The organism is Gilliamella sp. wkB195 (assembly GCF_001690445.1).
In the GTDB taxonomy this organism is placed as follows: Bacteria; Pseudomonadota; Gammaproteobacteria; order Enterobacterales; family Orbaceae; genus Gilliamella; species Gilliamella apicola_E.
On the sequence record NZ_LZGP01000037.1, the window covers coordinates 80,064 to 99,926 of the forward strand.

General features: G+C 35.0%; 19 protein-coding genes. 16 read left to right on the top strand and 3 right to left on the bottom strand.

Going from position 1 to position 19,863, the window contains the following annotated elements:
• Positions 1-45: 45 nt before the first annotated feature.
• The 13 genes from A9G08_RS10255 (at position 46) to A9G08_RS11935 (ending at position 12,728) form a co-directional block, all read left to right on the top strand.
• Entirely contained in the window at positions 46-645 is a 600-nt protein-coding gene (locus tag A9G08_RS10255; RefSeq protein WP_065563747.1) for a methionine ABC transporter permease, read from the top strand.
• Between the two features lie 264 nt (positions 646-909).
• The gene (gene mlaF / locus A9G08_RS10260) at positions 910-1,728 is read left to right on the top strand and encodes a phospholipid ABC transporter ATP-binding protein MlaF (protein ID WP_081299570.1); all 819 of its coding nucleotides are present in this window, start codon (positions 910-912) and stop codon (positions 1,726-1,728) included.
• Complete coding sequence (gene mlaE, locus A9G08_RS10265; protein WP_065563612.1) at positions 1,728-2,507, top strand: lipid asymmetry maintenance ABC transporter permease subunit MlaE; 780 nt, start codon at positions 1,728-1,730, stop codon at positions 2,505-2,507. Before mlaF ends, mlaE begins: the two co-directional genes overlap by 1 nt.
• An 11-nt stretch (positions 2,508-2,518) precedes the next feature.
• Positions 2,519-3,091: an outer membrane lipid asymmetry maintenance protein MlaD gene (gene mlaD / locus A9G08_RS10270; RefSeq protein ID WP_065563613.1), complete on the top strand. Its 573-nt coding sequence runs from the start codon at positions 2,519-2,521 to the stop codon at positions 3,089-3,091.
• 2 nt (positions 3,092-3,093) lie between these two features.
• On the top strand, positions 3,094-3,735 hold the full coding sequence (gene mlaC / locus A9G08_RS10275; RefSeq protein WP_065563614.1) for a phospholipid-binding protein MlaC: 642 nt from the start codon (positions 3,094-3,096) through the stop codon (positions 3,733-3,735).
• A gap of 6 nt (positions 3,736-3,741) precedes the next feature.
• A complete protein-coding gene (locus A9G08_RS10280) occupies positions 3,742-4,014 on the top strand; it encodes an STAS domain-containing protein (protein ID WP_065563615.1) in 273 nt (90 codons plus the stop codon).
• Positions 4,015-4,091: 77 nt separating this feature from the next.
• Positions 4,092-4,349: a BolA family protein gene (locus tag A9G08_RS10285; protein WP_065563616.1), complete on the top strand. Its 258-nt coding sequence runs from the start codon at positions 4,092-4,094 to the stop codon at positions 4,347-4,349.
• An 89-nt stretch (positions 4,350-4,438) separates the two neighbouring features.
• Positions 4,439-6,466 (top strand): oligopeptidase A, encoded by a 2,028-nt coding sequence (prlC, locus tag A9G08_RS10290; RefSeq protein WP_065563617.1) that lies wholly within the window; start codon positions 4,439-4,441, stop codon positions 6,464-6,466.
• The gene (locus A9G08_RS10295) at positions 6,453-7,184 is read left to right on the top strand and encodes a class I SAM-dependent methyltransferase (RefSeq protein WP_065563618.1); all 732 of its coding nucleotides are present in this window, start codon (positions 6,453-6,455) and stop codon (positions 7,182-7,184) included. The genes prlC and A9G08_RS10295 overlap by 14 nt, the downstream gene beginning before the upstream one ends.
• A 15-nt stretch (positions 7,185-7,199) precedes the next feature.
• Entirely contained in the window at positions 7,200-7,889 is a 690-nt protein-coding gene (gene rsuA / locus A9G08_RS10300) for a 16S rRNA pseudouridine(516) synthase RsuA (RefSeq protein ID WP_065563619.1), read from the top strand.
• Between the two features lie 82 nt (positions 7,890-7,971).
• Positions 7,972-9,213, top strand: coding sequence for a Bcr/CflA family multidrug efflux MFS transporter (locus A9G08_RS10305; protein ID WP_218058474.1), 1,242 nt, complete (start codon positions 7,972-7,974; stop codon positions 9,211-9,213).
• Positions 9,214-9,215: 2 nt separating this feature from the next.
• Positions 9,216-9,737 carry a gamma carbonic anhydrase family protein gene (locus A9G08_RS10310; RefSeq protein WP_065563620.1) on the top strand — a complete coding sequence of 174 codons (522 nt, stop codon included), beginning with the start codon at positions 9,216-9,218 and terminating at the stop codon, positions 9,735-9,737.
• Positions 9,738-9,842: 105 nt separating this feature from the next.
• Positions 9,843-12,728: a DNA translocase FtsK 4TM domain-containing protein gene (locus A9G08_RS11935; RefSeq protein ID WP_065563621.1), complete on the top strand. Its 2,886-nt coding sequence runs from the start codon at positions 9,843-9,845 to the stop codon at positions 12,726-12,728.
• 60 nt (positions 12,729-12,788) lie between these two features.
• On the opposite strand, the gene A9G08_RS10320 is transcribed toward A9G08_RS11935, so the two are convergent.
• Entirely contained in the window at positions 12,789-13,952 is a 1,164-nt protein-coding gene (locus A9G08_RS10320; protein WP_065563622.1) for an MFS transporter, read from the bottom strand.
• Positions 13,953-14,208: 256 nt separating this feature from the next.
• On the opposite strand from A9G08_RS10320, the gene A9G08_RS10325 reads away from it, so the two are divergent.
• Both A9G08_RS10325 and A9G08_RS10330 read left to right on the top strand, forming a co-directional pair.
• Positions 14,209-16,053 carry a beta-glucoside-specific PTS transporter subunit IIABC gene (locus A9G08_RS10325; protein ID WP_065563623.1) on the top strand — a complete coding sequence of 615 codons (1,845 nt, stop codon included), beginning with the start codon at positions 14,209-14,211 and terminating at the stop codon, positions 16,051-16,053.
• A gap of 10 nt (positions 16,054-16,063) precedes the next feature.
• Entirely contained in the window at positions 16,064-17,467 is a 1,404-nt protein-coding gene (locus tag A9G08_RS10330; protein WP_065563624.1) for a glycoside hydrolase family 1 protein, read from the top strand.
• A 342-nt stretch (positions 17,468-17,809) separates the two neighbouring features.
• On the opposite strand, the gene metB is transcribed toward A9G08_RS10330, so the two are convergent.
• Entirely contained in the window at positions 17,810-18,994 is a 1,185-nt protein-coding gene (gene metB, locus A9G08_RS10335; protein ID WP_065563625.1) for a cystathionine gamma-synthase, read from the bottom strand.
• A gap of 171 nt (positions 18,995-19,165) precedes the next feature.
• Between metB and metJ the strand changes: the two genes are divergently transcribed.
• Complete coding sequence (metJ, locus tag A9G08_RS10340; protein WP_065563626.1) at positions 19,166-19,483, top strand: met regulon transcriptional regulator MetJ; 318 nt, start codon at positions 19,166-19,168, stop codon at positions 19,481-19,483.
• A 73-nt stretch (positions 19,484-19,556) separates the two neighbouring features.
• Here the strand turns inward: metJ and rpmE are convergent, their stop codons facing one another.
• On the bottom strand, positions 19,557-19,772 hold the full coding sequence (gene rpmE / locus A9G08_RS10345) for a 50S ribosomal protein L31 (protein ID WP_065563627.1): 216 nt from the start codon (positions 19,770-19,772) through the stop codon (positions 19,557-19,559).
• Positions 19,773-19,863: the final 91 nt, after the last annotated feature.

Here is a 19,863-nt window from a genome sequence, read left to right on the forward strand (position 1 = left end):
GTAACCGTTGAGCAATATGCACAAGCATCATTAGACACATTATATATGGTTGTTTTTTCATTAATATTAGGCGCATTAATCGGCGTTCCATTAGCGATATGCTTAGTCACCACCCGACCATCTGGTTTACTCGAAAATAAACGGGTTTATCAGATTATTAACCCAATTATTAATTTTGTTCGCTCATTACCTTTTATTATTTTACTCTTTTCACTTCATTCATTTACTTACTTTATAGTTCGCACATCAATCGGTACGACAGCAGCAATTGTGCCCTTAACTTTTTATGTTGCTCCTTATATTGCTCGGCTTGTTGAAAACTCATTATTAGAGGTAAAAAGTGGTATTATTGAAGCAGCTGAATCGATGGGCGCAACGCCAGTACAAATTATTTGGCACTTTATGCTACCAGAAGCATTTAGTTCATTGATTTTAACTTTCACAACCGCCACAATTGGTTTGATTGGGGCAACAGCAATGGCAGGGGCTATTGGCGCAGGTGGGATTGGAGATGTCGCCTATTCGCAAGGTTATCAACGTTTTGATGATACCGTCATTTATATCTGTGTTGTGATCTTAGTTATTGCAATACAAATTGTACAAAGCATTGGTAATTATTTGGCACGCAAGGCAAGACACGAATGATCCCAAATAATAAAACCCTATTGCAACACTTTATACTGGCGTTTATTTCAAAACGCCACTATTTACCACAAAAAATCAATAAATATAATTCAATATTCTCATATAGTTAAAATATTAAAAAAGTTTTAGCATAAAATGACGAACAAATAAATTCAGCATATTTTATGATTACCATCACTAAATCAGCTACTTGGTTAATACATTTGTTTATTTGTAATAATCAAGTAAAATAACCGACATTTAATTATGGTAGTGTAGGAACTCATTGTGACCAACACATTACAACAAAATCTGGTCGAAATACACGATATGTCTTTTTATCGTGGGACTCGTCCAATTTATAAAAATATGAACTTGACGGTTCCCAAAGGCAAAGTTACCGCAATTATGGGGCCATCGGGAATAGGTAAAACTACACTATTAAGACTGATTGGCGGGCAACTTAAGCCACAATCAGGTCAAATTCTATTTGATGGTGAAGATATACCTAGTATGACTCGTTCAAGGTTATATGAAGTCCGTAAAAGAATGAGTATGTTATTCCAATCTGGGGCTCTATTTACTGATTTATCAGTATTTGATAATGTTGCTTATCCATTAAGAGAACATTTTAATTTACCAAAACCTATTTTACATAATTTGGTATTAATGAAATTACAATCAGTAGGACTTCGTGGTGCAGCTAACATGATGCCTTCAGAACTATCTGGTGGAATGGCACGGCGGGCAGCATTAGCCAGAGCAATAGCACTCGATCCTGATTTAATCATGTTTGATGAACCTTTTGCTGGGCAAGATCCTATATCCATGGGCGTAATTGTCAAACTTATATCTGAAATTAACCAATCACTTGGATTAACCTGTATTGTTGTTAGCCATGATGTTAGTGAAGTATTAAGTATTGCCGATTATGCCTATATTGTTGCTGAACAACATATTATTGCTGGCGGTACATCTGAAGAATTACGCAATAATGATGATTTACGAGTAAAACAATTCCTTGAAGGATTAGCCGATGGCCCAGTACCATTTCATTATCCTGCGGATGATTACAAATTAGACCTAAGTAGAGGTGCAAACTAATGTTAAACTTAATTGCAAAACTTGGGCGATCAATAATCAATATTATCGCGATGCTAGGTCGCTCAGGCGTAATGCTATTTGGTGCACTTATCGGTAAACCTCAATTTAGCAAACAATTCCCATTACTTGTTAAACAATTTTACTTTGTCGGTGTACAATCGCTATCAATTATTATCGTATCCGGTCTTTTCATAGGAATGGTACTAGCACTACAAGGTTACTTCATTTTAACCACCTTTGGTGCTGAAGCCAGTTTGGGGATGCTAGTCGCACTTGCGCTGTTGAGAGAACTTGGGCCTGTAGTAGCAGGATTACTATTTGCAGGCCGTGCCGGCTCAGCGTTAACTGCTGAAATTGGTCTAATGAAAGCCACCGAACAATTATCAAGCATGGAAATGATGGCGATCGACCCATTAAGACGAATTATCGCGCCACGATTTTGGGCTGGATTTTTTTGTATGCCGTTTCTAACAGCAATTTTTGTCGCTGTTGGCATTTTAGGTGGTGTATTAGTAGGTGTTGATTGGAAAGGTATTGATGCAGGATTTTTTTGGTCATCCATTCAAAGTAATGTCGATTGGTGGCACGATTTAGGCAATTGTTTTATTAAAAGCTTTGCATTTGCAATCGCTAGTACTTGGATTGCCCTATTTAATGGCTATGATTGTGTGCCAACATCAGAAGGAATCAGTCGGGCAACAACGAACACCGTTGTCTATTCATCATTAGTTATTTTGGGGTTAGATTTTATTTTAACCGCATTAATGTTTAGTAATTGAGGTCATTAAACATGAGTCGTAAAGTTGAAATTACAGTAGGGTTATTTATGGTGCTGGTTATCTGCTCAGTGCTATTTTTATGTTTTAGAGTTACCGATCCAACGTCTTTCGCTCGTCATAACTCCTACCGTGTTTATGCTGTATTTGATAACATTGGTGGATTAAAAGTAAGATCACCAATTAAAATTGGCGGTGTAGTGATTGGTCGTGTAAGTAATATTAGTCTTAAATCAGAAAAAGGTGCAACGTATAAACCTTATGTCACTATGGATTTAGATGCTCAATATAATAGAATTCCAAGTTCTAGCTCACTTTCAATCAAAACTTCTGGCCTATTAGGTGAACAATTTATTGATATCAATTTTGGGTTAGATCAAAGCATTGAACACGAACTTGATTCATTAGACTCTGATACCACTACAACAACGAGTAATAGTAATAATAAACCAGCTTATCTTATAGATGGTTATGTCATTAACAATACTAAACCAGCCATGGTGATCGAAGACTTGATTGGACAATTTTTATATAGCACAGGCGGATCATCAGATAAAAAACAAGATACCAATGATAGTAAGGAGTAACTATGTTAACCAAATTTAAACAAGCCCTTTTTTTAGTACTTGCATTAGTAATAAGTTCTTCAGCATTTGCAAACGATCCTTATAACGATATGCAAGTTGCTGCTGACAAAATATTTAGTACGATGAAAGCTCAATCAGCATCAATTAAGTCAAATCCAAATAAACTTAAAGATATTGTAAGAGCGGATTTATTGCCTTATGTCCAAGTTAAATATGCAGGCGCATTAATTTTAGGTGATGCTTATAAATCAGCAACTGACGCACAACGAACAGCTTATTTCAAAGCTTTTGAAAACTATTTAGTTCAAGCTTTTGCTCAAGCACTTTCTATGTACAACGGTCAAACTTACCAAGTTGAGGCACCAAAAGATTTAACTAACAAATCACTTATTTCAATTCGCGTGCTTTTAAATCAGCCAGATAAAAATCAACAACCTATTCGTATCGATTTTCAATGGCGAAAAAATACAGTAACAGGTGAATGGAAAGCTTATGACTTAACAGCTGAAGGAGTAAGCATGGTTACAACTAAACAAAACGAATGGGCAGCTATTCTTCGCCAAAATGGAATAGATGCATTAACCAAACAATTAAATGATCTATCCAATCGCAAAATTGATCCAAACGCTAAACAAAAAGGTTAGTTCATTATGTCGCGAATCCAAGCAGAAAAACAACAAAATGCACTTAATTTAATCGGTGAACTTGATTTTCACTCTTTAAATGATTTATGGATTGCTCAAGATACACTATTAAGCAATGTAAGCCATATTGATGTATCTAAAGTAACACGGGTTGACTCCTCTGGACTCGCGACGCTTGTCTATTTTTGTAATCAATATAATGTAAAATTGACTGGGATCAGCCCACAATTACAAACACTAATTGAGCTTTATGATTTGCAAACAGTGATTAATCATTAAAAATGATGCAATTTGAGAGCTCAAAAACCCCGTTCCTCAACTTTTTTTTATAAAATAGTTAATACTGAGTTTAAATAATGGATAAACAAGAAATTATAGCTAAATTAAAAAATTCACTTAACCTTGACGATGTGCATGTAATGACAAATGACGGTAACCATTTTCAAGTTATTGCCGTTGGTGAAATGTTTGCTGAATTAAGTCGTGTAAAAAAACAACAAGCTATTTATGCACCATTAGCGGAATTTATTAATGATAATCGAATCCATGCATTATCAATCAAAACCTATACACCAACTGAATGGCAACGTGAGCGAAAATTAATGGGTTTATAATCACCCTCCATGAACATAGAAACTTGAATAAAGTTTTTTTAGCCACATGTTTTATAAATAAACATAATCATTGCATAAGGTATTCCAGAATGACTAACCCACTATTAAGTAATTCATCATTACCCCTATTTTCACAAATCAAACCTGAGCATGTTTTACCAGCGATTAAAGAGACATTAAACAATTGTCGTAAAACGATTGAATCTGTGCTTGAACAAAATAGTGAATACACTTGGGATAATCTTGTTCAACCCATTGATGAAATGGATGAAAAATTTAGCCGAGCATGGTCGCCGGTTAGTCATCTTAATTCAGTAAAAAATAGCCCAGAACTACGTGAAGCATATGAGGCTTGCTTACCTTTGCTATCTCAATACAGTACTTGGGTAGGACAACATAAACCACTATATAACGCCTATAAACAACTTAAAGATAGCAACCACTTCGAAAATTTAAGCAAAGCACAAAAAAAAGTAATCAACAATGCATTGCGGGATTTTGAATTATCGGGTATTGGATTGGCGGATGATAAGCAAAAACGTTATGGTGAAATTGTTGCCAAACTTTCAGAATTATCATCTCAATATAGTAATAATGTATTAGATGCCACTATGGGCTGGTCAAAATTAATCACGAATATTGAAGATTTATCCGGAATGCCTGAAAGTGCCTTAGCCGCAGCTAAAGAGCAAGCTAAGGCAAAAGAGCAAGATGGTTGGTTATTAACGCTCGATATTCCAAGTTATTTACCGGTAATGACTTATTGCGATAATCGAGATTTACGATTTGAACTCTATCAAGCATACAATACTCGAGCGTCTGACCAAGGACCTAATGCCGGTAAGTGGGATAATACAGAAATCATTAAACAAATTATATCGCTTCGAGCTGAACTTGCTCAGTTACTTGGTTTTGACACATATGCCGATAAGTCATTAGCAACTAAAATGGCTGAAACTGTAACGCAAGTTACCGCATTTTTAACCGATTTAGCAACCAAAGCTAAACCACAAGGTGAAAAAGAATTAACCGAACTTAAAAGATATGCTTATGAGTATTTTGGTGCAAGTGATATCAAACCATGGGATATCGCTTATTACAGCGAAAAACAAAAGCAACATCTTTATACCATCAATGATGAAGAACTTCGTCCATATTTTCCAGAGGAGCGAGTTATTAGTGGATTATTTGAAGTCGTTCGTCGTATTTTTGGCATTACTGCAAAACAGCGTAATGATGTTGAAGTTTGGGCACCTGAGGTAAAATTTTACGATTTATATAATGCCAATGGTGAATTAAAAGGTAGCTTTTATCTTGATTTATATGCTCGTGAACATAAACGAGGTGGTGCTTGGATGGATGATTGTATTGGTAAAATGCGTTTTGCTGATGGCCATATCCAAAAACCTGTTGCCTATTTAACTTGTAATTTCAATCGACCAATCGGTGATAAACCAGCATTATTTACTCATAATGAGGTAACCACATTATTCCATGAATTTGGTCATGGACTACATCATATGTTAACTGAAATTGATGTGTCATCAGTGGCTGGTATTAATGGTGTTCCATGGGATGCCGTTGAATTACCGAGTCAATTCTTAGAAAATTGGTGCTGGCAGCCTGAAGCTTTAGAATTTATTTCAGGTCATTATCAAACTGGCGAACCATTACCACAAGAAATGCTAGAAAAAATGCTTGATAGCAAAAACTTCCAAGCTGCATTATTTATTCTGCGTCAGTTAGAATTTGGTTTATTTGATTTTAAATTACATAGCGAAAAAACACCTGATATTTTAGAAACTTTAAAACAAGTCAGAGAACAAGTTGCAGTAGTACCAACCGTAGATTGGGGTCGATTCCCTCACGCATTTAGTCATATTTTTGCAGGAGGTTATGCCGCGGGTTATTACAGTTATCTATGGGCTGAAGTTTTATCTGCTGATGCGTTTTCTCGCTTTGAAGAAGAAGGCATCTTCAATGCAAATACAGGTAATGCTTTCCTGGATAATATATTATCTCAAGGTGGCAGTGATGAACCAATGACATTATTCAAAAATTTCCGTGGTCGTGAACCGCAACTTGAGGCATTACTTCGTCACTATGGTATCCACTAAAGTTAACACTGCTCAGCTCAAAAAGTTAGCTGAGCAGTGGTTATTCGAGCATCCTGATCTTCCATTTACTCTCGTTAATCAAAACAATCAACTTGAGTTACAAAAAACTGATGAACCTAAATTAGGTGCAATCGCGGTTAATTTTGTGTCTGGTGCGATGGCTCATCGTCGTCAATTTGGTGGTGGTCGTGGTGAAGCGATAGCTAAAGCTGTTGGCGTTAAAGGTAATTATTTACCCACTATTATTGATGCAACAGCTGGATTAGGACGAGATGCATTCGTATTAACTTCTATTGGTTGCCATGTTACTATGTTTGAGCGACATCCTGTTGTTGCTGCCTTGTTAGAAGATGGGCTTAATCGTGCTTATCAAGATCCAATCATTGGTCAGCAATTACAAAAGCTGTTACATTTAATTTATAATTCAAGTTTACTTGGGCTCAATTCACATCAAGAAAAACCTGACGTTGTTTATCTTGATCCGATGTTTCCGCATCGACAAAAAAGTGCATTAGTGAAAAAAGAGATGCGAATTTTTCAACAATTAGTTGGTAACGATCTCGATGCAGAAAGCCTACTTGAACCCGCAAGACGATTAGCTAAAAAACGCGTTGTGGTTAAACGCCCTGATTATGCACCATTTTTAGCCAATCAAAAACCAACGGCGGAAATTAAAACTAAAAATCATCGTTTTGATATTTACACACCATGTTTATAGGAATAGTATTTGAATATGCGACTGGATAAATTTCTAGCTCACCATCTAGGGGTAAGCCGAACAATAGTCAATAAAGAACTGAAAGCCCAAAAGGTAACTGTTAATGGAGCTGTTGTAAAATCAGGTGCTTACCATATCTCAGATGATCAAATTGTAGAATATGATGGTTTCGAAATTATACCTATTACCGAAAATCGTTATTTCATGCTCAATAAACCACAAGGTTATGTTTGTTCTACTGATGATCCTGATCACCCAACTATCCTCTATTTTATTGATGAACCTATGTCTGAAAAGCTGCATTCAGCAGGTCGACTGGATTTAGACACCACTGGGCTAGTTTTATTAACTGATGATGGTAAGTGGTCACATCGCATTACTTCTCCTAAACATCATTGTGAAAAAGTTTATCAGGTAACCGTTGAGCAACCTCTTAATAATGATCTTATTGAGATATTTAAACAAGGTATTCAGCTAAAAAGTGAAAAAACACTTACTCAACCAGCTAAATTAGTTATCCTTGATGATTACCATGCAGAACTTACAATAAGTGAAGGTCGATATCACCAAGTGAAACGAATGTTTGCAGCTGTAAATAACCATGTCACCCAGTTGCATCGTAAACAGATTGGCAATATTATTCTTGATATACCTGAGGGCGAATACCGCCCTCTTACTCAAGATGAGATCAATTCGTTAAATTAGCCGTTTGATTCTTAACTAATGTTTTCTTTTACTAGGTTTTATAGTTAAAACTTAGTAACTTTGTATCCAAAGGAATGACAACGTGCAAACACAAGAACCACAAGTAGAAATTAAAGTTTCTAAACAAGCACTTATCTTTATTCTTGGTTTCATTTCAATGTTAATGCCATTATCTATTGATATGTATTTACCAAGTATGCCAACTATTGCGAACAAATTTAATGTCGCCGATTCAACTGTGCAGTTGACAATCAGTTTCTATTTATTAGGATTTTCATTAGGTCAGCTTTTGTTTGGTCCACTCACCGATAGTTACGGACGAAGAAAAGTTTTAACTGCTGGACTAATTATTTTCATAATTGCAGCATTATGTTGTGGTCTTGCTGCTAATATAAATCAGTTAATCACAGCCCGATTTTTTCATGGAATAGCAGCATCAGCAACCACTATTGTTATTAATGCATTAATGAAAGATATCTATCGCGATCGTGATGATTTTTCTAAAATGATGTCTTTTGTAACATTGATATCGAATGTTGCCCCATTACTCGCACCGATTATTGGTGGTTTTATTCTTTATTGGTTCAATTGGCAAGCTAACTTCTATGCACTTTGCTTAATGGCGATTATTTGTTTTGCATTAGTAACAATCAATATCCCTGAGACATTAGCCAAATCCAAACGTGATAAATTCAGTATAATTCGAATTTTAAGCAACTTCATTGCCCTATTTAGACATAGACAAGTGTTTACTTACATGATGATTGGTGCATTTTCCGGAGCCGGATTATTTTCATTTCTAAGTTTAGGACCATTTGTCTATATGAACTTACATGGTGTTGCATCAACCAATTTCGGCTATTACTTTGCTATTAATGTTATGGTCATGGTTTCAATGAATACACTCAATAGCCGTATTGTAAAACGGGTTGGTTCTATTAAGATGATTCAGTTAGGCTTACTCCTCCAATTTATTACAGCCATAGGTATGGCTACAGTGAGTATATTTGACTTAGGTTTTGTCTTTTTAGTGGCATGTATTGCTGGTTATATCGGTTGTATTTCAACCATAGGTGGTAATTGCATGGCTGTAATACTCGATTATTATTCTCATATAGCAGGCACAGCCTCCTCGCTTGCAGGCACCATCCGCTTTGCCGTCGCTGGCGCTATCGGAGTCTTACTTTCAACACTCGTTTCAACTCATAATACAGCAACTGTTACGAATAATTTAACAGAATGGCTAATGGTTGGCTCAATGGTTATCTGTAACTTTTTTGCGGCTGGATTGTTTTTGAGTGTCAAAAATATAAAAAGGAATTAACCATGATTTATCAATTAGAAAATCTAAAACCACAAATTAATTCTAAGTGTTTTATTGCTAAATCAGCAGACATCATTGGTGATGTTATTTTAGAAGAAGGCGTATCTATATGGTTTAACGCAGTTTTGCGAGGTGATATCGCAACTATTCATATTGGTAAAAATAGTAATGTTCAAGATAACAGTACTATTCATACAGAAACTGACATTCCCTGTATTGTTGGTGAGAATGTCACCGTTGGCCATAATGTTATTTTGCATAGTTGTAATATTGAGGATAATAGTTTAATTGGTATGGGAAGTACTATTTTAAACAATGCTAGAATTGCCAAAAACTGCCTAGTAGGTGCAAACTCACTAGTTACACATAGTCTACCTTATGAGGAAGGTTGTATGATTATGGGATCTCCAGCTAAAATTATTCGTAAACTCACAGATGAAGAAATTCAAGCAAATATTAAAAATGCTCAACATTACGTGTTGAATGCAAAAAGATTTAATCAAACCTTAACGCTATCGAATTAATAGTTGCTAATAAATTAGTTTTTATACACCTTTCACGCTATGAGTAGGTTCAATTTATGATAAAATACTCAAAATTTTTAATTAAGATAGTTTTTAGGTACGTGTTTGAAAAAATCTAAAATTACAAGAAGACAGATTGTTGCACAATTAATTCTATTATCATTAATAGGCCTGTCTGTTTACTTATTTTTATCACTGTTTACTTACAACCCATCAGATCCTGGCTGGTCACGTACAGCTTGGCACTATCCTATTAGCAACTTAGGCGGTTATATTGGTGCATATATTTCTGATATCTTATTTCAGTTTTTTGGATTAATCGCCTATAGTTTACCGGTTATTATTATCTTTTTTTGTTTACAATTAATGGGTTACTTTTACCGCCATGCCAGTGATCCTATTAACTATTTTAGTGTTTCTTTCCGAATTATCGGCATTTTAGCTTTTGTACTTAGTTGTTGTGGTTTTTTTGCTCTTAATATTCGCGATCCAGAACAATTCCAAGCAGGTGGTTATTTAGGTTCGATAGTAATTGAAAGCCTTCTACCTGTTATGAGTAGCTTAGCTACCTCTCTAGCTTTGCTTGCAACAACACTAGCATGTATTACGCTTTTAACTGGTTTCTCTTGGCTTTATCTGTTTGAAAAAATTGGTGCTTTAGTTATGTTCATCCTGTCACCAATAAAATGGTTATTTACTCCGGATAAAGTTTCACAACCAGCTGATTCGAAGCAAGAAGACAAATTAACAACAGAAAAACAGCCTCAATTTGATCTACCTATTGATGTTGATAGTAGTGATAATATTGACTCAACCAAATTGGCGACAGAATCAGATATTAGTACAACTAAACCTATTTCATTAAAAGATGATGAAGTATTTATAAAAACTGCTGCTCAATTATTGCAATCTATTGAGGCAAATACATCTCCTAACGAAACTAACCAACCGACTAAAGATATATCTAAAAAAGAAATGGATCCTGACGCGATTTTAGCGCGAATGGAAACTATTTTGAAAAATATGAATGAAAGCACCACGAGTGATATGAGTTCAACAGAATCTGATGGAGAAATTAATAGTCGTGAGGCCTTAGAACCTTTTGAAGAAGATAAATACGCTATTGCCGATGCACCAAGTAAACCTTTATTCACTATGGAGCATAATGAGCCAAAAATTAATCTAAATCATATTGCATCTCAAGATTCAGTTGATCCAATTGTAATCGAACCTTTAGCGGAAACATCACCAAGTATTACACCTGAATATCATAATACTAATGATATTCCAGCCGAATTTGAGATACCCGAAGATGTTGATATATCACTTCTTAAAGAAGAAAACCCTCTCATTGATGACATATATCAAAATGAGGTAGTAAACGAATCAAATGAACAACAAACTAAAAATGAAATAAAAGAAGTTACGGACGAGGATGAGGATGAGGAAGAAAGCCTTATTCATCCTTTGCTAAAACGCAATGATAAGCCTTTACCTAAACCAACAACACCGTTACCTTCGTTAAATTTATTAACGCCACCACCAACAACTCGAATTGAAGTTGATCACGCGGCATTAAATGCAATGTCAGAGCAAATCGAAAAAAGCCTCTCTGATTATCGAGTAAAAGCTAGAGTTGTCGATTATTTACCTGGCCCCGTTATTACTCGCTTCGAAATTGAACTTGCACCAGGCATTAAGGCAGCAAGAATTTCGACACTTGACCGAGATTTAGCTCGCTCATTATCAATGCCTTCAGTACGGGTGGTCGAGGTTATTCCAGGTAAACCGTATGTCGGAATTGAATTACCAAATAAAAATCGACAAACTGTTTATTTCAGAGAAGTATTAGATAGTCCACAATTTAAAAATGCACAATCTCCTTTAACAATTGTATTAGGAAAAGATATCGCAGGACAATCAGTGGTTGCAGATTTAGCTAAAATGCCACATTTATTGGTTGCAGGAACGACCGGTTCAGGTAAATCAGTAGGTGTTAATGCCATGATATTAAGCATTTTATACAAATCACAACCTGAAGATGTTAGGTTTATAATGATTGATCCTAAAATGTTAGAACTATCTATCTATGAAGGGATTCCTCATCTATTGACTCAAGTAGTAACTGATATGAAAGATGCGGCTAATGCTCTTAACTGGTGTGTTAATGAAATGGAGCGTCGCTATCGATTGATGTCAGCATTGGGCGTTCGTAACATTGCTGGTTTTAACGAAAAAATCAAACTTGCCGAAGAAATGGGACGACCAATTCCAGATCCTCTTTGGAAACCCACTGATAGTATGGATCTTGAAATGCCAACGCTTGAAAAACTTCCATATATTGTGGTTATGGTGGATGAATTCGCCGACTTAATTATGGCCGTTGGAAAAAAAGTCGAAGAGCTCATTGCACGACTTGCACAAAAAGCTCGAGCAGCTGGTATTCACTTAGTACTTGCGACTCAACGCCCATCAGTTGATGTGATTACTGGTTTAATCAAAGCCAACATACCAACTCGAATAGCATTTACTGTTTCAAGCAAGATTGATTCACGTACAATCTTAGATCAAATGGGGGCTGAATCACTTCTAGGTATGGGTGACATGCTCTATTTAGCACCAAACAGCTCAATTCCTATACGTGTTCATGGCGCATTTGTTCGTGATGAAGAGGTTCATGCAGTTGTGCAAGATTGGAAAGCGCGTGGCACACCTAAATATATCGAGAATGTAACAGTTTCAACTGATGATAATGAAGGTAATAGCTTCGATATGACCGACGAAGAACTCGATCCACTTTTCGATCAAGTAGTAGCATTTGTGGTTGAAACCCGTCGAGCATCAATATCAAGCGTCCAACGCAAATTTAGAATTGGTTACAATCGCGCTGCTCGAATAGTAGAACAAATGGAAGTTGAAGGGATTATAAGTGCGCCAAGTCATAATGGTAATCGCGAAGTACTTGCACAAGCATCACCTAATGATTATTAGGCTTAATTTCAATAGTAAAACCATTTAACTAATAAGATAGTGTGCTCACTATATAAAATTTTAAGTGGCCTGCTTTCTAAATTTTAACCAGTAAATCATTGATAAAATTGCGCCTATTATTGCTATACCGGCTAAGGCAAAATAGGCGATTATCATCGACCATTTCAAACTAATTATTCCAACAATAATTGGAAATAGCGTCATACCTAGTGCATAAATAGCTTGAAATAATCCCATGGCAGCAGAACGAGCATATGATGGCACATCTATCATCGCTTCAAAATTTAAAAACGAAAATAGTATACCCGTCCCTATACCAGGGATAATTTGCAATAGAAGAATAATATAAACAGAAGAGACCTGAGGTACTAAAATACAATAAAGTGCTAGTAATAGAAAAGATAAAATTACCCAGCTTGAAATTCTCATCAGATTAATCCACTTAGTCGCCCCCAATTTAGCAAATAGAACTGAAGATAACATATAGACAATTGAAGAAATGCCAATTAAAAAGGCATTTCCCCCTAAATCACTCAATATCTGATTAGTAAAAGACATTGTGGTAGACATTTGAATGCCTTGTTGAATTAAAGCAAGAAATGAGAAAAACAATAATTTTCGATTACATAATGCGCTAAACAAAAGATGATAGTTAAAATCATGATGGATCTTTTCCGGATATTTTAGCTTTATTGCTAAAATAAAAGCCAATAACCCACTAAAGCAACTAAGCACACAAATTCCTACCATATGAATATAATCATACAATAATGCACTTGTTAAAAAGGCTAAAAACACACCTAGATTATTAACCATTATAATTAAACTAGTTGCATACCCTTTTTTAGATTTGGGATAAAAACCTAAAAAGAGCACCATAAAAGAGATCCACATTGCACTGGCGAAACCTGAAATTATATTACCAACGAGAAAACCAGTTCCATTCGGTTCAATAATACGAATCACCGATGCAATTCCGGCAAAAAAGGTGCCTAATACAATAAAAATTTTATGTTTCTCTTTTACATTGGCTAATAAACCAACCGGCAATCTTAAGAATAATTGCGAAAACCCATAAGCACTAACCACCATTCCGATCATAGTAGTCGATATATTTATCGCTGCAAGATAAGGGGTTTGATAAGGAATATAGATATATTGTGCATACCAGAAAAAAAACACAATACACAACAATAAATAAGACTTCTTCTTGGCTGACTTCATTTATCCACAATTTTAATACTGATAATTTTTTGCTCTAAAAATATATCTAAATAAATTATTTAGCAATAATTATGACAAACTTGTCTAATTTTTTAAAGTATGCTAGCTTGAAGTGAATTAAAAAGTGATAAAAATTGATCTTACTAAATTCATAATTCAAATATCTTAACTTTATGATTTATATAATAATGATAATTTTTAGTGTATTAAGCTTTTTTATCAATGAATAACCATTCTTTAAGTAATGGAGAAAATAATGGACTATCAAAAAATTGCACAGCAAATACTCGAATTAGTCGGCGGTAAAGAGAATATTATCAACTTAACACACTGCTTTACTCGCTTACGGTTTCAATTAAATGACAGTAAAAAAGCTAATCGCGAAAAATTATTACAGACAGAAGGTGTGATTTCCGTTGTTGAAAGTAGTGGACAATACCAAGTAGTATTAGGCAATAAAGTCACCAAAATTTATGAGCAACTCCTCCCTCTAATTGGCGAGTTAGAACAAAGAAATCAAACGGAACCTAAAGTTTCATTAGGGGTAAAAATACTTAATGCTTTTGCAGCTATTTTTACACCAATCATCCCAGCTATTGCAGCATCAGGTATGTTAAAGGGAATTTTAGCTATAGCGGTTATGATAGGTAATTATTACTATCAAACTGATATCAAAACTTATAACACCTACACGATTTTACATGCGGCATCAGATGCAGTTTTCTACTTCATGCCAATAATACTTGGCTATACCGCTGCTAAAGTATTTAAAGCTCATGAATTTATATCAATGATAATTGGTGCAACATTATGTTATCCATCAATTGTCAATTTAATGGCTAGTAAAACTGAAGTCACTCTGTTTACCATTGAATTAACCAAAGCAAGTTACACGTCTAGCGTTATCCCAATTATATTAGCGGTATTTATTTTAAGTTATGTACAAAGATTTTTGGAATATATTATCCCTGAAGTATTAAAAATTATCATGGTGCCAACTTTTTCATTACTTATCATGATACCAGCTACTTTACTTATTTTCGGTCCTATTGGCATCTATATTGGCGAATTTATAAACTGGATCTATTACTACATTATGGGTGTTAGCCCTATTTTATTAGGTGCATTTATTGGTGGTATATGGTGTATTTTAGTCATCTTTGGCGCACATCGTGCTATTGTACCAATCGGCATTAATGACGTAGCTCAAACTGGACGCCAGAACTTACTTGCTTTCGCTGGAGCGGCAAACTTTTCACAAGCTGGAGCCGCATTAGGTGTATTTTTCAAAACCAAAAATAAAAATTTAAAAACCGTTGCCGCATCGGCAACAATCACAGCCTTGTTCGGCATTACCGAACCCGCGATTTATGGCGCTAACTTAAGATTGAAAAAACCAATGATTTGTGCGGTTGTGTGTGGTGCACTTGCTGGAGGATTAATGGGTTGGGGAGGATCTTATGGTACAGCCTTTGCCAACCAAGGGGTATTAACAATACCTGTTTATGCGGAAGCAGGTACAAAAGCGTTCTTATGCTATTTAATTGGTATAGGCTTTGCATTTTTTGGTTCATGCATTATGACAATGATTGTTGGATTTAATGACATACCAAACGAAAAAGAATCAAAAACAATTCAAACTCCATTAACCACTGATACAACTATTCTATCGCCTGTTGAGGGTGAGGTCATTGCCTTAAATCAAGTCAAAGATGAAGTATTTGCTTCAGGAGCGATGGGCAAAGGGATCGCGGTTTATCCTAAGGTAGGAGAAATAGTTGCACCAGCGGATTGTACAGTATCAGTACTCTACCCTACTTTACATGCTATTGGTCTAACATTAGATAATGGTATTGAACTGTTGATTCACATTGGAATTGATACCGTTAAATTACAAGGTAAATATTTTCAATCCTATGTACAAGCAGGTCAACACATTACAAAAGGAACCAAAATAGTTTCATTTGATATTGATAAAATAAAAGAATTCGATTTAACGACTTCGATTATTGTTGCTAATTCAGATCAATATAAAAATATAGAATATTGTCAAAAAGGTCACGTCAATAAAAAAGACAATTTATTATTTATTCAAGTTTAGAGGTTAATATATGAAAGCTTTTGCTAAGGATTTTTGGTGGGGAGCATCATCTTCTGCTTTTCAAATTGAAGGTGGATGGGATACTGATGGAAAAGGGATGACCGTTGCTGATTATAACTCATTTCAACGCTCTGCAGTGCAAGCCGATAGCAAAGTTGCCAGTGATTTCTATCATCATGTAGAGAGTGATATTGCTTTGTTTAAAGAATTGGGATTAAAAACTTATCGTTTTTCAATATCATGGGCACGTATTATTCCTGATGGGGACGGTGAAATAAATCAAGCTGGAATTGATTTTTATAATCAAGTAATTAACGAATTAATCAAAAATAATATCATTCCATTTATTACTCTTTATCACTTTGATTTACCATTTGCCTTAGTTGATAAATATAATGGTTGGCAAGACCGCCGTTGTGTCGATGCGTTTAGACGCTATGCTCAGGTCTGCTATAAAGCATTTGGTGATCGGGTAAAAAACTGGCAAATCAATAATGAACAAAATTTGATGATTCGTGTTAATGAACGAATGAACATGTACAAAGTCGCACCAGCCGACACAGAAAAAGTGAGAGCTCAAATGGATTATCACATGTTTGTTGCTCATGCGATGGCAACAAATGATTGTCATGAACTAATTACTGGAAGCAAAGTAGGACCAGCGGTATCATCCACCATGACCTATCCTGCAAGTAATAAACCAATGGATGTTTGGGCAGCTAAAATGAATGATAATTTTAAAACTAATTATGCCCTAGATATGTACTGTTTTGGTGATTATCCGGGATACTACAAACATTATTTGCAACGTTGTGGTATCTACCCTATTACACAACCAGAAGATGCCGAAATATTAAAAAAAGCTAAACCTGATTTTATTGCCGTAAATTATTATCGAACATTAGTCGCAAGCTATTTACCGGAAGATGATGCTCATCCATTTGGCACTAAAGAAAAAGATATTGATTTCGATCTATATGGTTATTTCAAAATTGAGAAAAACCCAAATTTAACCGCATCTACTTATGGTGCACAAATTGACCCGATGGGGTTAAGACTAGTATTAAATGAATATTATCGTCAATATCATTTACCATTAATTATTACTGAAAATGGATTAGGTACTCCAGATACATTAACTGCTGACAATAAAGTACATGATGATTATCGAATTGATTATATCAAATCGCACATATTAGCTTGTCATGATGCAATTGAAGATGGGGTTGAACTATTTGGATATTGTCCATGGTCAGTAATTGATTTACTAAGTTCTCATCAAGGTTTCAAAAAACGTTATGGCTTTGTTTATGTTGATCGAGATGATCATGACTTAAAAACACTTAATCGAATTAAAAAAGATAGTTTTTATTGGTATCAGCAAGTCATCAAAGATAATGGTATTAAAGATTAAAAACAGGGATGGGCTTTAAAAAAGCCCATCATGATAGTTGTTGAAACAAACAGCTATACTGGAAATAATTGTTTGCCTAATCTCTTGTCATAACTTCAAATATGAACTACATCACTGTATTAGCCTGATAATAATTCAGTTTTAATGTAAATTAGATGATTTATAGATATGGAGTGATATTGAATTTTTGAGTTGAGGAACGGGGTTTTTGAGGCAAATATAAACACTAATTTAACCACTTTAGTTAGTCAAAAAGTAAAATAGTGCATTATTATGAAAGTAAAGGAAAATAGGATTGATAAAATCAATTATTTCTCAATCCTATTGATTAGCAGATAAAATTTAGATTTGAGCTAGTGCTTGTTCTAAATCATTAAGAAGATCACTGATATCTTCAAGACCAACCGAAATACGTAATAATTGATCGGATATACCTGCGGTTTTACGTGCTTCAGCACTAATTCCTGAATGAGTCATAGTTGCAGGATGACAGATTAAACTTTCCACACCACCAAGTGATTGGGCTAATGTAAATATATTGAGAGCATTTAAAAATTTCGGCATAACATTAGCATCACCTGCTAATTCAAAACTTAGCAGTGAACCAAAACCTTTTTGTTGTCTTTTCGCAATATCATGTCCAAGATTTGAAGGTAATGATGGATGAAAAACTTTTGCAATTTTAGGGTGATTTTCTAAAAATTCTACCACTTTTTGCGCATTTTCTTGCTGTAATTTAACTCTTGCTGCTAGCGTTCTTAAACCACGCAATAACAAATAACTATCAAATGACGAAGTAGATGTTCCGATATTATTGGCCCACCATAGTACATCCGTTGCTAATTGTTGATCTTTAAACACCAATATTCCAGCGAGTAAATCTGAATGGCCATTTAAAAACTTAGTACAAGAATGGCTAACAATATCAGAACCAAGCTCCAATGGTTTTTGTAAAATTGGTGTCATAAAAGTGTTATCGACTAAAACCAAAGCACCAACCTCATGAGCTTGTCGAGTGATCGCTTCTATATCGACAACTCGTAACAAAGGGTTACTTGGTGATTCAATTAAGACTAATTTAGGTTTTAAGCTAAGTGCTTCTTTCAAAGCAACAGAATCAGATTGGTCAACAAATTTTGTTTTAAAATAGCCTTTTTGACTCAAGCTATTAAATAATCGATAACTACCGCCATAACAGTCATGAGGCGCAACAACAACATCATTTGGACTAAGTAAGGCAACGCTAATTAGATGTATTGCAGACATACCGCAATTAGTTAAAATAGCATCCGCCCCACCTTCTAATTTAGCAACGGTTTCTTCGACTAATCGTCTACTTGGATTGGATTTGCGACCATAATCAAACTTCCTCGGTGTTGCAAACTCTTCATAACGATAACATGTTGAAGGCGTAATAACAGGAACTACGCTACCAAATTGATCATCTGTATTAATTCCACCACGAACAGCTATCGTGCCTTGGCTAAAATTAGTACCTTGTCTTAGATTTTTAGAATCACTAGCCATAACAACCTTCCTACCAAGCATTTTATATATCTAATAATTGTATAAGAATAGCACAATAAAAAAAGACGTCAACATGTCTAGACGTCTAACTATCTTGGTGTATAGATTGCAGCTAAATAAAAAAAACGCTAAAATTACCCACATTATTTGTGATGTGATTTGGTGAAAAATATGATGGAATGGAACGGCGATTATATCAGCCCTTATGCTGAACATGGTAAAAAAAGTGAACAAGTAAAAAAAATTACAGTCTCAATTCCGTTGAAAGTACTTAAAATATTAACTGATGAGCGAACAAGGCGACAAGTCAATAATTTACGTCATGCAACGAATAGTGAATTATTATGTGAAGCCTTTTTACACGCTTATACTGGTCAACCACTCCCTTGTGATGAAGATCTTCAGAAAGATCGTGATGATGGAATTCCACAACAAGCACAAAAAATGATGAGAGATTTAGGCATCGATCCGGATTTAATCGACGAATGATTGAATTAAAATAAAATAATAGATACAAAAAAGGCGCTTAAAGCGCCTTTTTGACAACGTTAGTTTAGTAAAACTATTTTTTACCACCAACCATTGCAAAACGTTGTTTGAATTTATCAACACGTCCGCCAGTTGCAACATCACGTTGTTTACCAGTATAAAACGGGTGACATTCACCACATACGTCAAGATGAATATCATGACCAATAGTTGAATGAGTTTTAATTGTGTTACCACAAGAACAAGTTGCTGTAATTGCAGTGTATTCTGGATGGATACCTTCTTTCATAATAAACCTCTAAAGTTTGTTCGTATCGCTATATAAACGGCTTAATCGCAAAATCTATACACCATACGAGTGTTAAATAACATGATAAGGG

What these genes read in the sequence shown, in the direction of transcription:
- metJ (WP_065563626.1), top strand. Translation starts at nt 19,166, where the DNA reads ATGATGGAATGGAACGGCGATTATATCAGCCCTTATGCTGAACATGGT.
- A9G08_RS10285 (WP_065563616.1), top strand. Translation starts at nt 4,092, where the DNA reads ATGGATAAACAAGAAATTATAGCTAAATTAAAAAATTCACTTAACCTT.
- A9G08_RS10320 (WP_065563622.1), bottom strand. Translation starts at nt 13,952, where the DNA reads ATGAAGTCAGCCAAGAAGAAGTCTTATTTATTGTTGTGTATTGTGTTT.
- mlaE (WP_065563612.1), top strand. Translation starts at nt 1,728, where the DNA reads ATGTTAAACTTAATTGCAAAACTTGGGCGATCAATAATCAATATTATC.
- prlC (WP_065563617.1), top strand. Translation starts at nt 4,439, where the DNA reads ATGACTAACCCACTATTAAGTAATTCATCATTACCCCTATTTTCACAA.
- A9G08_RS10255 (WP_065563747.1), top strand. Translation starts at nt 46, where the DNA reads ATGGTTGTTTTTTCATTAATATTAGGCGCATTAATCGGCGTTCCATTA.
- rsuA (WP_065563619.1), top strand. Translation starts at nt 7,200, where the DNA reads ATGCGACTGGATAAATTTCTAGCTCACCATCTAGGGGTAAGCCGAACA.
- A9G08_RS10295 (WP_065563618.1), top strand. Translation starts at nt 6,453, where the DNA reads ATGGTATCCACTAAAGTTAACACTGCTCAGCTCAAAAAGTTAGCTGAG.
- A9G08_RS10325 (WP_065563623.1), top strand. Translation starts at nt 14,209, where the DNA reads ATGGACTATCAAAAAATTGCACAGCAAATACTCGAATTAGTCGGCGGT.
- mlaC (WP_065563614.1), top strand. Translation starts at nt 3,094, where the DNA reads ATGTTAACCAAATTTAAACAAGCCCTTTTTTTAGTACTTGCATTAGTA.
- rpmE (WP_065563627.1), bottom strand. Translation starts at nt 19,772, where the DNA reads ATGAAAGAAGGTATCCATCCAGAATACACTGCAATTACAGCAACTTGT.
- mlaD (WP_065563613.1), top strand. Translation starts at nt 2,519, where the DNA reads ATGAGTCGTAAAGTTGAAATTACAGTAGGGTTATTTATGGTGCTGGTT.
- A9G08_RS10280 (WP_065563615.1), top strand. Translation starts at nt 3,742, where the DNA reads ATGTCGCGAATCCAAGCAGAAAAACAACAAAATGCACTTAATTTAATC.
- metB (WP_065563625.1), bottom strand. Translation starts at nt 18,994, where the DNA reads ATGGCTAGTGATTCTAAAAATCTAAGACAAGGTACTAATTTTAGCCAA.
- A9G08_RS10310 (WP_065563620.1), top strand. Translation starts at nt 9,216, where the DNA reads ATGATTTATCAATTAGAAAATCTAAAACCACAAATTAATTCTAAGTGT.
- A9G08_RS10330 (WP_065563624.1), top strand. Translation starts at nt 16,064, where the DNA reads ATGAAAGCTTTTGCTAAGGATTTTTGGTGGGGAGCATCATCTTCTGCT.